This is a genomic window from Micromonospora chaiyaphumensis, from assembly GCF_900091435.1.
Classification (GTDB): Bacteria; Actinomycetota; Actinomycetes; order Mycobacteriales; family Micromonosporaceae; genus Micromonospora; species Micromonospora chaiyaphumensis.
Genome location: NZ_FMCS01000002.1, coordinates 181,596 through 194,001, shown reverse-complemented (window position 1 = coordinate 194,001; position 12,406 = coordinate 181,596). Strand labels below are relative to the sequence as shown.

At 73.9% G+C, this 12,406-nt stretch carries 9 protein-coding genes; 6 read left to right on the top strand and 3 right to left on the bottom strand.

Annotated features, from left to right (window positions below; translation table 11 throughout):
• The first annotated feature begins 12 nt into the window (after positions 1–12).
• The gene (locus GA0070214_RS06635) at positions 13–1,053 is read left to right on the top strand and encodes a S66 family peptidase (protein ID WP_091260296.1); all 1,041 of its coding nucleotides are present in this window, start codon (positions 13–15) and stop codon (positions 1,051–1,053) included.
• Positions 1,054–1,060: 7 nt separating this feature from the next.
• Here the strand turns inward: GA0070214_RS06635 and GA0070214_RS06630 are convergent, their stop codons facing one another.
• Positions 1,061–1,969: a cyclase family protein gene (locus tag GA0070214_RS06630; protein ID WP_091260294.1), complete on the bottom strand. Its 909-nt coding sequence runs from the start codon at positions 1,967–1,969 to the stop codon at positions 1,061–1,063.
• Positions 1,970–2,136: 167 nt separating this feature from the next.
• Between GA0070214_RS06630 and mfd the strand changes: the two genes are divergently transcribed.
• The 4 genes from mfd (at position 2,137) to GA0070214_RS06610 (ending at position 9,280) form a co-directional block, all read left to right on the top strand.
• The gene (gene mfd / locus GA0070214_RS06625; RefSeq protein WP_091260293.1) at positions 2,137–5,781 is read left to right on the top strand and encodes a transcription-repair coupling factor; all 3,645 of its coding nucleotides are present in this window, start codon (positions 2,137–2,139) and stop codon (positions 5,779–5,781) included.
• Between the two features lie 47 nt (positions 5,782–5,828).
• On the top strand, positions 5,829–6,578 hold the full coding sequence (locus GA0070214_RS06620; protein ID WP_091261407.1) for a hypothetical protein: 750 nt from the start codon (positions 5,829–5,831) through the stop codon (positions 6,576–6,578).
• A gap of 2 nt (positions 6,579–6,580) precedes the next feature.
• Positions 6,581–7,564, top strand: a complete 984-nt coding sequence (locus tag GA0070214_RS06615) for a nucleoside triphosphate pyrophosphohydrolase (RefSeq protein WP_091260290.1) — start codon at positions 6,581–6,583, stop codon at positions 7,562–7,564.
• A 96-nt stretch (positions 7,565–7,660) separates the two neighbouring features.
• Positions 7,661–9,280: a DUF885 domain-containing protein gene (locus GA0070214_RS06610; RefSeq protein ID WP_091260288.1), complete on the top strand. Its 1,620-nt coding sequence runs from the start codon at positions 7,661–7,663 to the stop codon at positions 9,278–9,280.
• Positions 9,281–9,282: 2 nt separating this feature from the next.
• Here the strand turns inward: GA0070214_RS06610 and GA0070214_RS06605 are convergent, their stop codons facing one another.
• Positions 9,283–10,158: an NAD(+) diphosphatase gene (locus GA0070214_RS06605; RefSeq protein WP_244167580.1), complete on the bottom strand. Its 876-nt coding sequence runs from the start codon at positions 10,156–10,158 to the stop codon at positions 9,283–9,285.
• Complete coding sequence (locus GA0070214_RS06600) at positions 10,155–10,847, bottom strand: hypothetical protein (protein ID WP_091260286.1); 693 nt, start codon at positions 10,845–10,847, stop codon at positions 10,155–10,157. Before GA0070214_RS06600 ends, GA0070214_RS06605 begins: the two co-directional genes overlap by 4 nt.
• A 267-nt stretch (positions 10,848–11,114) precedes the next feature.
• On the opposite strand from GA0070214_RS06600, the gene eno reads away from it, so the two are divergent.
• A complete protein-coding gene (gene eno, locus GA0070214_RS06595) occupies positions 11,115–12,398 on the top strand; it encodes a phosphopyruvate hydratase (RefSeq protein WP_091260284.1) in 1,284 nt (427 codons plus the stop codon).
• The last annotated feature ends 8 nt before the right edge of the window (positions 12,399–12,406 follow it).

The following is a 12,406-nucleotide window of genomic DNA, read 5'->3' as shown; positions in this document are numbered from 1 at the left end:
TAGCTTCGGATCATGTCGCTGCCCAGCTACCCCTCGAAGCCGAAGCCGGGCGACCGGGTCGCCGTCGTCTCGCCCTCCGCCGGCCTGCCCGGCCTCTTCCCGCACGTCTACGAGCTGGGCCTGCGCCGGCTCCGCAAGGAGTTCGGGCTGGAGCCGGTGGAGTATCCGACCACCCGGCAGATGGGGGCCGACCCACGGGACCGGGCGCGCGACCTGACCGCCGCCTTCGCCGACCCGAGCGTCACCGCGGTGCTCGCCACGGTCGGGGGCGACGACCTGGTCACGGTCACCCCGTTCCTGGACGACGCGGTGCTGCGCGCCAACCCGAAGCCCTACTACGGCTACTCGGACAACACCAACGTCCTCAATCACCTCTACCGGCTGGGGATCGTCGCCTACCACGGCGGGTCGGTGCTCGTGCACCTCGGCCGGTCCGGCGCGCCGCACCCGCTGACCTTCGACTCGCTGCGGGCGGCGCTGTTCACCTCCGGCTGGTACGAGCTGACCCCGGCGCCCGAGTGGGGCGACGAGCCCCGCGACTGGCGCGATCCGGCGACGCTCGCCGACGAGCCGGTGATGTTCCCCGGCGAGGGCTGGCGCTGGCACGGCCTGGCCCGGGTGGTGCAGGGCCGGACCTGGGGCGGCAACCTGGAGATCCTCCACTGGCTGATGGCGACCGACCGGGTCCCCTCGGCGGCCGGGCTCGCCGGCTCGGTGCTGATCGTCGAGACCTCCGAGGAACTGCCCGACGCGCAGGAGGTCTTCCGGATCGTGCGCAACATGGGCGAGCGCGGGCTGCTCGCCGCCTTCCCGGCGATCGTGGTCGGCCGGCCCAAGGCGTGGGACTTCGGCCGGCCGCACACGCTGGACGAGCGGCGGGCCTGGGGCGAGGCGCAGCGGGAGGCGATCCTGAAGGCCGTTAGGCCGTACGCCGACGATCCGGTGGTGGTCTTCGACGTCGACCTCGGCCACACCGACCCGCAGCTGATCATCCCGTACGGCGGCGAGATCCGGATCGACGCGGTGGAACGCCGGATCGCGGTCCGCTACTGAAGCGGTCTCAGTCGATCGCCGCGAAGGCGCGGACCGGGAAGGTGCCCATGCCGGCCACTCGCGGTGGGGCGGCCGTGAAGCGGAAGCCCTCCGGGGGGAGGTCGGCCAGGTTGGTCAGGTGTTCCACGATCGGGATGCCGGCGGCGAGCAGGGCGCTGTGGGCCGGGCGTTCGCCGGCCGCCGCCGGGGTCATGTCGTCGATGTTGACCGAGTCGATGCCGACCAGCGTCGCTCCCGCCTCGACCAGCCAGTCCGCGCCGTCGGCGGTCAGGTAGGGCGCGTCGGGGCCGGCGTACCGGTCGGTGCCGAAGTGCGTGTCCCAGCCGGTGTGCAGCAGCACGGCCCGGCCGGCCACCTCGTAGGGGGCCAGCATGAGCCGGTCCACCGCGCGGGTGCCGGCCGGCACCCGGACCAGCACGCCGGGCAGGTCGGCGAGGCGGTCCAGGGGTACGCCGGTCAGGTCCGGGCCGTCCGCCCAGCGGTGCGCCGGCGCGTCCACGTAGGTGCCGGTGTTGGCGATCATGTCGATCCGGGCCACGTGGAACTCGACGCCCGGCGCGTACCGCTCGCGGGACGCCTCGCGGGTCAGCCAGTCGGTGATCCGGGGCGGCTGCCAGCCGGGCAGGGTGACCATGCCGTCGGTGATCACGTGGCTGAGCTCGACCAGGCGCCGCCCGCCGGGTGCCGGTGCGGCCACCCCGCGGCCGCCCTTGTGCGGCTCCGCCACCACGGTCCGGTTGGTGATCCGCACCTCGCCGACCATCAGCAGCCCGAGGTGCCGGACGAGGAGCGCGGCCAGCTCGTCGTCGGTGATCTCCGGCCCGGGGATGTCCAGCCGGAACCCGTCGGTCCGCAGCCCGCCACCGTTCGCGAAGATCACCTCGGCGTCGAACACCGCCCGGTACTCACCCGTCATGCGCCCCACCGCACCATGCCGGGCCGGAACCCGTCAAGATCGGTCTCGCGCGCCCCGGCTGCGGCCCGGAATGTCCGTGGCGCGGGATAGTCTCGAACGGTGCCACCCCCCGTCCGTGCCGGACGCGGGGTCGTCGCCGTGCGCCGACCTCCTGGAAGTGATCACAGATGCTCACCGGACTGTTCTCCGCCGCCCTGGCCGACCCCGGGCTGGCCCGGGCGCGTGACCTGGCGCGCTCCGGTGCCGCCCAGGTCGACGGCCTCGACCTCACGGCCCCCGCCGCGCTCCGCCCGTTCGCCGTCGCCGCGGTGGCCGCCGACGAGCCGGCCGGCGGCGCGGGCCGTCCCGTGCTCGCCGTGACGGCCACCACCCGCGAGGCCGACGACCTGGCCTCCGCGCTGGGCAGCCTGCTGCCGCCGGAGCAGGTGGCGGTCTTCCCGTCGTGGGAGACGCTGCCGCACGAGCGGCTCTCGCCCCGCTCCGACACCGTCGGGCGGCGGCTGGCCGTGCTGCGCCGGCTGGCCCACCCCGGCTCGGCCGACGCGCACGGGCGCACCGGCCCGCTGCGGGTCGTCGTGGCACCGGTCCGCTCCCTGCTCCAGCCGCAGCTCAAGGGGCTCGGCGACCTGGAGCCGGTGCAGCTCGCCGCCGGCGACGAGGCGGACCTGGAGGCGGTCGCCCGCCGGCTCACCGACATGGCGTACGCCCGGGTCGACCTGGTCACCAAGCGCGGCGAGTTCGCCGTGCGCGGCGGCATCCTGGACGTCTTCCCGCCCACCGACGAGCACCCGTCCCGGGTGGAGTTCTGGGGCGACGAGGTGGAGGAGATCCGCACCTTCGCCGTCGCCGACCAGCGCACCATCGAGGGCGTACCGCAGCTCTGGGCGCCGCCCTGCCGCGAGCTGCTGCTCACCCCGTCCGTGCGGGAGCGGGCCGCCGCGCTCGCCCAGGAGCACCCCGAGCTGGCCGAAATCCTCGACAAGCTGGCCGAGGGCATCCCGGTCGAGGGCATGGAGTCCCTCGCCCCGGCGCTGATCGGCGCCGACTCGATGGAGCTGCTGGTCGACTGCATGCCGGCCGGCACCCACGTGCTGCTCTGCGACCCGGAGCGGATCCGCACCCGCGCGCACGACCTGGTGCGTACCTCCGAGGAGTTCCTCCAGGCCAGCTGGGCCGCGGCCGCCGTCGGCGGCCAGGCCCCGGTGGACCTCGGCGCCGCCGCCTTCCGGACCCTGGCCGACGTCCGCACGGCGGCCCGCGCCCTGCGCCAGCCCTGGTGGACGCTGGCCCCGTTCGGCCTCGTGGAGGCCGACGCCGCGCCCGCCCGCCAGCCCTGGGAGGACGAGCCGACCGAGGTCGACGTCACCCCCGACGACGCCATCGCGGTGACCCTGGCCGCCCAGCCCGCCCCGCTCTACCACGGCGAGACCGCCCGGGTCGTCGACGACCTCAAGCGCTGGGCCGGCGAGGGCTGGTCGATCGCCCTGGTCTTCGAGGGCCACGGCCCCGCCCAGCGGGCCGTCGAGGTGCTCCGCGACGCCGGCCTCGGCGCCCGGCTCACCGAGGAGGTGCCGGCCGCGCCCGCCCCCGGCGACCTGCTGGTCTCCTGCGGCTGCCTGACCGCCGGCTTCGTCGACGAGGCGTCCCGGTTCGTGCTGCTGACCGGCAACGACGTCACCGGCGGCCGGGGCACCTCGACGCGGGACATGCGCAAGATGCCGAGCCGGCGGCGCAACACCATCGACCCGCTGGAGCTCAAGGCCGGCGACCACGTGGTGCACGAGCAGCACGGCATCGGCCGCTACGTCGAACTGGTGCAGCGCACGGTCAACGGCGCGAGCCGGGAATACCTGGTCATCGAGTACGCGCCGAGCAAGCGCGGCCAGCCCGGCGACCGCCTCTTCGTCCCCACCGACCAGCTCGACCAGCTCTCCCGCTACGTCGGCGGGGAGCAGCCCACGCTGCACAAGATGGGCGGCTCGGACTGGCAGAAGTCCAAGGCCCGGGCCCGCAAGGCGGTCCGCGAGATCGCCGCGCAGCTCATCCAGCTCTACGCCGCCCGCAAGGCGTCGAAGGGGCACTCGTTCGGCCCGGACACCCCGTGGCAGCGCGAGCTGGAGGACGCCTTCCCCTGGCAGGAGACACCCGACCAGCTCGCCGCCATCGAGGAGGTCAAGCGGGACATGGAGCAGACCGTCCCGATGGACCGGCTGATCTGCGGCGACGTCGGCTACGGCAAGACCGAGATCGCCGTCCGGGCGGCGTTCAAGGCGGTGCAGGACGGCAAGCAGGTCGCCGTGCTGGTGCCGACCACCCTGCTGGTGCAGCAGCACTACAACACGTTCGCGGAGCGGATGAGCCAGTTCCCGATCACCATCCGGCAGCTGTCCCGGTTCCAGACGCCGAAGGAGACCGAGCGGACGCTGGAGATGGTCGCCGACGGCACCGTCGACGTCGTCATCGGCACCCACCGGCTGCTCCAGTCGGCCACCCGGTTCAAGCAGCTCGGCCTGGTCGTCATCGACGAGGAGCAGCGCTTCGGCGTCGAGCACAAGGAGCACCTGAAGACGCTGCGCGCCTCGGTCGACGTGCTGGCCATGTCGGCCACCCCGATCCCGCGCACCCTGGAGATGGCGATCACCGGCATTCGGGAGATGTCCACCATCGCCACCCCGCCGGAGGAGCGGCACCCGGTGCTGACCTTCGTGGGGGCGTACGACGACCGGCAGGTGGCCGCCTCGATCCACCGCGAGCTGCTCCGCGACGGGCAGGTCTTCTACCTGCACAACCGGGTCGAGTCGATCGACAAGGCGGCCCGCCGGATCCGCGAGCTGGTGCCCGAGGCCCGGGTCGCGGTGGCGCACGGCCAGATGGGCGAGGAGGCGCTCGAGAAGGTGATGGTCGGCTTCTGGGAGAAGGAGTTCGACGTCCTCGTCTGCACCACGATCGTCGAGTCCGGCATCGACATCCCGAACGCCAACACCCTCATCGTCGAGCGGGCCGACCTGCTCGGCCTGGCCCAGCTGCACCAGATCCGCGGCCGGGTGGGCCGGGGCCGCGAGCGGGCGTACGCGTACTTCCTCTACCCGTCGGACAAGCCGCTCACCGAGAACGCGCACGAGCGGCTGGCCACCATCGCCCAGCACACCGAGCTGGGCGCCGGCATGTACGTGGCCATGAAGGACCTGGAGATCCGGGGCGCCGGCAACCTGCTCGGCGGCGAGCAGTCCGGGCACATCGAGGGCGTGGGCTTCGACCTCTACGTCCGGATGGTCGGCGAGGCGGTCTCCGCGTTCAAGGGTGAGCACGCGGAGGAGGAGACCGAGGTCAAGATCGACCTCCCGATCGACGCGCACCTGCCGCACGACTACGTCGGCGTGGAGCGGCTGCGCCTGGAGATGTACCGCAAGCTGGCCGAGGCCCGCGACGAGGAGCGGCTGCGCGAGGTGGTCGCCGAGATGACCGACCGCTACGGCGAGCCGCCCGCGCCGGTGCAGAACCTGGTCGCGGTGGCCCGGTTCCGGCTGCTGGCCCGGCGCTACGGCCTCACCGACGTGTCGATGCAGGGCAAGCACATCCGGTTCGGCCCGCTGCCGCTGCCCGACTCGAAGCAGCTCCGGCTCAAGCGCTACCACCCGGACTCGGTCTACAAGCAGGCGCTCGACCAGGTCAGCGTGCCGCGGCCGAGCACCCGCCGGGTCGGCGGCGAGCCGCTGCGCGACCAGGCGCTGCTGGAGTGGTGCGCCCAGCTGCTCTCCGACGTGCTGGGCGAGCCGGCCGCGGCGCAGCCGGCCGGGGCGGGGGCGCGGTGAGGTGGGCGGCGTCACAGCCGGGCGCCGGCCGTGAGAGAGTGACCCGCATGCGTGCTCGCCGTCTTGTCGCCGTCGCCACCGTGGCGGTCGGCCTCGTCGCCCTCACCGGTTGCCGTACCGAGCCCGGGGTCGCCGCCTACATCGGCGATCACCGGGTCACCGAGGATCAGGTCACCTCGATCCTCGACGAGCTGCGGGACGGGCTCTCCGCCTCGCCGGCCACGGCCGGGCAGGCCGACGCCCTCCTGCCGGGCCGGGACCAGGTGGTGGCCACCCTGGTGCTGCGGGACGTCTGCCGGGAGCTCTCGGCCGACAAGGGCTACCAGCCGCAGGGCCAGGTCAGCGCGGCGCAGGTCGCCCAGCAGACGGGCATGCCGGCCGACGCCGTCTACCCGCAGCGGGTAGCCGAGTTCTCCACCTGCATGTCCGGGGTTCCGGCCGGCGAGCAGGTCGCCCCCACCCAGGCGGAGCTGGCCGCGGTGATCGCGGCGGGCCGCTCCACCGGCGACATCCCGGCCAACGTGACCGACGAGGAGGCCGCGACTCAGCTCGACGGTGACCAGCTCCGGTCCGCGCTGGCCACCCGCAAGGTGCTCGCCGACGCCATCGGCGGCTACGACGTCTCGGTGAACCCGCGTTACCGCCCGCTGCTCTTCCCGCTGCTCAGCTTCAAGGGCGGCCCGGCGGTCTCCGTGCCGCTGGGCGAGGCCGGCTCCGCGGTCACGGAGATCTCCACCCCGGAGCCCGAGTCGACCGAGCCGGGCTCGGCCGAGCCGAGCGCGTCGGTGGCGCCCTGAGCATGACCGCGCGCATCGTCCTGCTGGTCACCTCGCCCCGGCTGCCGGCCGGCCTGCTGACCGCGCCCGCCTGGGACGCCGTCCGTTCCGCGCCGGTGCTGGCCGGCGCCGAGAGCGAGCTGGCCCGGGCGGTCCGGTCGACGGGCGCCGAGGTCACGGTGCTGACCGAGGGAGCCACGCAGGCGTTGCTCGAGGCGGCGGCCGCGCACGGCAGCGCGGTGTGGCTGGCCGGCCCGGCCGGCGACGAGGCGCTGGCCCGCGAGCTGGGGCTGCGGCTGGCCCGCCAGCCCGGCCTGGCCGAGCTGGAGCTGATGTACGGCTCCTGGGACCCGCCGGGGGCCCGGCTGCTCGACGCCGTCGAGGTGATGGACCGGCTCGCCTCGCCCGGCGGTGACCCGTGGAAGCGGGCGCAGACCCACCGCAGCCTGGCCGGCTTCCTGCTCGAGGAGTGCTACGAGGCGTACGACGCGATCAGCGCCGACGACACCGACGCGCTCCGCGAGGAGCTGGGCGACGTGCTGCTCCAGGTGCTGCTGCACGCCCGGCTGGCCGAGGACCTGCCGGAGGGCAAGAGCTGGACGGTCGACGACGTGGCCGGCGGCCTGGTCGACAAGATGGTCCGCCGCAACCCGCACGTCTTCTCGGGCGAGCAGGCCGGCACCATCGAGGAGATCGAGGCGAACTGGGAGCGGATCAAGCGGGCCGAGAAGACCCGCGAGTCGGTGCTGGACGGCATCGCCCTGAGCCAGCCCGCGCTCGCCCTGGCCGCGAAGATCCTGGACCGCGCCGGCCGGGTCGGCCTGGCCGTCCCGCCCCCGCTGGCCGAGTCGCAGGTCGACCCCGAGGCACGTCTCGGCGCCGGCCTGCTGGCCACGGTCGCCGCCGCACGGCAGGCCGGCATCGACCCCGAGGCGGCCCTCCGCCGCGCCACCCTGGCGTACGCGGAGGCCGTGCGCGCCGCCGAACGCGCCGCCGAGTCGAGTTGATCAAGAAGTTGGCGTCAGCCGCGGCGGTTTTCACGACGCGAACTTCTTGATCAACGCAGGCGGCGGCCGTCGGTGGTGGTCGGTAGGGTTTCCGGCATGGAAGCGTTTGTGCCGCTTGCCGAGCGGATCGTCGAGGCCTTGCTGGAGAGCCGGCCCGGGCTGGCCACCTCGGCCGGGGACCACCGGTACGACGACCGGCTGCCCGACCTCTCCGCCGACGCCCTCGCCGCTGACCAGGCGATGCTCAAGGACGCGGCCGACGCGCTCTCCGAGATCGACCCGGACTCGCTCGACGTCGAGGAGCGGGTCGACCACGCACTGCTCAGCAGCATGGTCGACCGGGGGCTGTTCGAGGCCACCGAGATCCGCAGCCACGAGTGGGACCCGCTGCGGCACAACCCCGGCCCGCTGCTGCACGCCCTCATGGCCCGCCCGTACGCGCCGGTCGAAGAACGGCTGACCCACCTGGCCGGGCGGCTGGCGGCCGTACCCGACGCCCTGGCGACCGCGCGCGCGACGCTGCGCGACATGCCGCGGATCCACGCCGAGACGGCGGTGGGGCAGTTCACCGGCACGGCGGCGCTGATTCGCGACGAGGTGCCCGGGCTGCTCGCCGAGGCGCCCGCGCTGCACGACCGGGTCGAGCCGGCGGCCACCGCGGCGATCGCCGCGCTGGAGGAGTTCGTGGCCTGGCTGCGCATCGGCCTGGCCGCCGACGCCGGCCCGGGGCGCGACCCCCGGCTGGGCCGGCGCCGCTGGGAGGCGCGGCTCTGGCACACCCTCGACACCGAGCTGGGCGCCGCCGAGGTCCAGCGGCGCGCCTGGGCCAACCTCGACCGGGTCACCGACGAGATCCGCGCGGCGGCCGTCGAGCTGGTCGGCGGCCCGGCCGACGACGAGACCGTACGCCGGGCGCTGGACCTGCTCGCCGCCGAGCACCCGGACGACGCCACCATCGTCGAGCTCGCCTCGGTCACGCTCGACGAGGCCAGCGACTTCGTCCGGGCCCACGACCTGGTCAGCCTCGTCGACGACCCGTGCGTGATCCAGGAGATGCCGGAGTTCGCCCGTGGGGTGGCGGTGGCCTACTGCGACTCGCCCGGCCCGCTGGAGACGGCCGACGTGCCGACCTTCTACTGCATCGCGCCCACCCCGGCGGACTGGCCGGCGCAGCGGGTCGAGTCGTTCTACCGGGAATACAACGACCACATGATCCGCAACCTGACCGTGCACGAGGCGATGCCCGGCCACTTCCTCCAGCTCGCCCACGCCCGCCGGTACGCCGGTCCGACCCGGGTCCGCGCGCTCACCGAGTCCGGGGTGTTCATCGAGGGCTGGGCGGTCTACACCGAGGAGCTGATGGCCGGGCTGGGCTTCGGTGGCCTGCCGGTCCGGCTCCAGCAGCTCAAGATGCAGCTCCGGATGACCATCAACGCGCTGCTCGACCAGCTCGTGCACTGCGAGGACCTGCCCGAGTCGGAGGCCATGGCGCTGATGACCGGGCGCGGCTTCCAGGAGGAGGGCGAGGCGGCCGGCAAGTGGCGGCGGGCGCTGCTCACCTCCACCCAGCTCTCCACCTACTTCGTCGGCTACAGCGAGATGGCCGACATCGCCCGCGCCCGGCCGGCCGGGGTGTCGGTGCGCGACTGGCACGACGCCATGCTGGCGCACGACTGCCCGCCGCCGCGGCACCTGCGGACCCTGCTGGGGGTGTGACCTCAGCGCGACCCGCGGGCGGCGACCGCGTCGACCAGCCAGCGCGACAGGGAGTACGCCGGGGGCAGCTCCGCCGGCAGCGCGTCCACCGGGAACCAGCGCGCCTCGGTCAGCTCCCTCGGGTCCACCACCGGCTCGGCCGCCGGGTCGCTGACGGTGGCCGTGAAGCCGGCGAGCAGGGTGCCCGGGCCGGACATCGCCCACGGCTGGCTGTCCACGTAGGTGGGTCGCGCGATGGTGAGGCGGACCTCCTCGGCGACCTCCCGGTGGGCGGCCGCCTCCAGCGACTCGCCCGCCTCGACGAAGCCGGCGACCAGCGCCCACAGCCCGGTCGGCCCGTAGGCGTGCCGGACCAGCAGCAGCTCCTCGGGGCCGCCGGCCGGGCCGGGGCGGGTGATCGCCACCAGCACCGCGACGGACAGCGGCAGGAACACGGTCAGCCCGCAGGCGGGGCAGCGCCGCGCGGTCTCGCCCGGCACGTCGGCCAGCTCGGTGCGGCACGCCCCGCACCACCGGTGCGTCCGCCGCCAGGTGATCACGGCGAGCGCCCGCCCGGCCAGGTCCGCCGGTGCCGCGGGCAGCTCGGCGGCGAGGCCCCGCCAGCCGCGCCAGCGGCCGGGCAGCGCCTCGGGGTCGGCCGTTTCCGCCGCCCAGGCCGGCACCCCGTCCAGCGTGCCGACCGGCACCCAGTCGAGCCCGGCGGGCAGCTCGGCGATCCGGGGGAACCGCCCGTCCAGGTCGGTCAGCAGCCTGCGCCCGGCCACCGGCAGGGCCAGGTCGTCCGGGTGCGGCGGCCGGCCGTGGTCGGCGGCGGGACGGAAGCCGGCCGTTTCCGCCGGCGAGCCGATGTCGCGGGATCCCGGGCCGCCGGGGCTCACGACGTGGCCGTGCGACGGTCGACGACGCCCGCGCCGGCCGGCACGTCGAACGCCGCGGACTCGACCGTGTCGGTGTAGCGGCTCAGGGTGACCTCGGCCGGCTTGCCGTCGAGGGTGCCGGTGAAGCTGCCCAGCACGCCTTCGCTGGTCACGCAGGCGCCGAAGCGGTCGCCGGCCCGGGTGACGTTCACGCAGGTGGCGTGGTGCCCGGCCAGCGTGGTGTCGCTCTGTTCGATGGTCGCCTCGGGGTCGAGCGCCGCCTCGGTGAGCAGCCGGATCACCGCCGGCGGGGTGACCAGCCCGTGCTTGCGCGCCTCGCCGTAGACGATCACCGAGGGCCGGCCGGCGGTCAGCACCGGCGGCGACACCGTGCACGAGGTGCGCCCGGCCGCGCTGGTGCAGCGGGTCACCGCCTCCTGGGTCACCGTGATCTTGCCGTCCGGCCACGTGTACGAGGAGCGCAGCGGCTCCTCGGTCTGCGCGATCGACGCGGTCCGCCCGCCGCTGAGCTGGTAGTCAGCGGCCCAGGTCCGCTCCAGCGCCCGGTCCATCCGGGCGGTCAGGTCGTTGACCAGGTCGGCCCGGCCGAGGGCGACCCCGGTGTCGTCGAGGGCCTGGCAGCCGGTGACCGAGAGCGACGCGATGGCCGAGGCGGCGAGCACGCGGAGAGTCGTCGAGGCGGCGGGCATGCCGCCCAGCCTTGTCGATCGACGCAACCTCTCGCAAACCCGTTGTCGGTTGAGGCCGGAGAATCCGGGAATGTCCGTGTCACCCTCCGTCGCGGGCGGCATTCACGTGAGGATCCGCGTGGGACAAGTTTCCTCGCGTTCAGTCACCGGGTGCCGCCCCGACGCAGGTACGCACGGGCGGGGACCGATACGCTGCGTTCAACACCTGCCTCAGCCGCACCGTCGCGGCCCATACCGGACCGGAACACACAAACGAGGAGCGACTCAGTGGCAACCATCGAGGGAATCGTCGCCCGGGAGATCCTGGACTCGCGGGGCAACCCGACGGTCGAGGTCGAGGTCGGGCTCGACGACGGCACGGTCGCCCGCGCCGCGGTGCCGTCCGGCGCCTCCACCGGCGCCTTCGAGGCGGTCGAGCTGCGCGACGGTGACAAGGACCGCTACCAGGGCAAGGGTGTCGAGAAGGCCGTCGCCAACATCGAGGACAAGATCGTCGACCAGCTCATCGGCTACGAGGCCAGCGAGCAGCGGATCATCGACCAGAAGATGATCGACATCGACGGCTCGGACAACAAGGGCGAGCTGGGCGCCAACGCCATCCTCGGCGTCTCGCTGGCCGTCGCGAAGGCCGCCGCCGGCAGCGCCGAGCTGAGCCTCTTCCGCTACCTGGGCGGGCCGAACGCGCACCTGCTCCCGGTGCCGATGATGAACATCCTCAACGGTGGCGCGCACGCCGACTCGAACGTCGACATCCAGGAGTTCATGATCGCGCCGATCGGCGCGCCCACCTTCCGCGACGCGCTCCGCTCCGGCGCCGAGGTCTACCACGCGCTGAAGTCGGTGCTGAAGAAGAAGGACCTGTCGACCGGCCTCGGCGACGAGGGCGGCTTCGCGCCGAACCTGCCGACCAACGCCGCCGCACTCGACCTGATCGCCGAGGCCGTCGAGAAGGCCGGCTACCGGCTCGGCACCGACATCGTCTTCGCCCTCGACGTGGCCGCCACCGAGTTCTTCGACAACGGCACCTACACCTTCGAGGGCACCGCGAAGACCGCCGAGGACATGAGCAACTACTACACCAAGCTCGTCGGCGACTACCCGATCGTGTCCATCGAGGACCCGCTCTCCGAGGACGACTGGAGCGGCTGGGCCACCCTCACGGCGGCGCTCGGCGACCGGATCCAGATCGTCGGCGACGACCTGTTCGTCACCAACCCGCAGCGCATCGCCCGGGGCATCACCGAGCGGGCCGCCAACGCCGTGCTCGTGAAGGTGAACCAGATCGGCTCGCTGACCGAGACCCTGGACGCGGTCGACCTGGCCCACCGGGCCGGCTTCAAGTGCATGATGAGCCACCGCTCGGGCGAGACCGAGGACACCACCATCGCCGACCTGGCCGTCGCCACCGGCTGCGGCCAGATCAAGACCGGCGCCCCGGCCCGCTCCGACCGGGTCGCGAAGTACAACCAGCTCCTGCGGATCGAGGAGGAGCTGGCCGACGCGGCGCGGTACGCCGGTGCCGGCGCGTTCCCGCGCTACCGTTCGGCCTGAGCCGAGAG

Excerpts from the sequence above, each read along its gene's own strand:
- GA0070214_RS06635 (WP_091260296.1), top strand. The coding sequence starts at position 13 with ATGTCGCTGCCCAGCTACCCCTCGAAGCCGAAGCCGGGCGACCGGGTC.
- GA0070214_RS06630 (WP_091260294.1), bottom strand. The coding sequence starts at position 1,969 with ATGACGGGTGAGTACCGGGCGGTGTTCGACGCCGAGGTGATCTTCGCG.
- mfd (WP_091260293.1), top strand. The coding sequence starts at position 2,137 with ATGCTCACCGGACTGTTCTCCGCCGCCCTGGCCGACCCCGGGCTGGCC.
- GA0070214_RS06620 (WP_091261407.1), top strand. The coding sequence starts at position 5,829 with ATGCGTGCTCGCCGTCTTGTCGCCGTCGCCACCGTGGCGGTCGGCCTC.
- GA0070214_RS06615 (WP_091260290.1), top strand. The coding sequence starts at position 6,581 with ATGACCGCGCGCATCGTCCTGCTGGTCACCTCGCCCCGGCTGCCGGCC.
- GA0070214_RS06610 (WP_091260288.1), top strand. The coding sequence starts at position 7,661 with ATGGAAGCGTTTGTGCCGCTTGCCGAGCGGATCGTCGAGGCCTTGCTG.
- GA0070214_RS06600 (WP_091260286.1), bottom strand. The coding sequence starts at position 10,847 with ATGCCCGCCGCCTCGACGACTCTCCGCGTGCTCGCCGCCTCGGCCATC.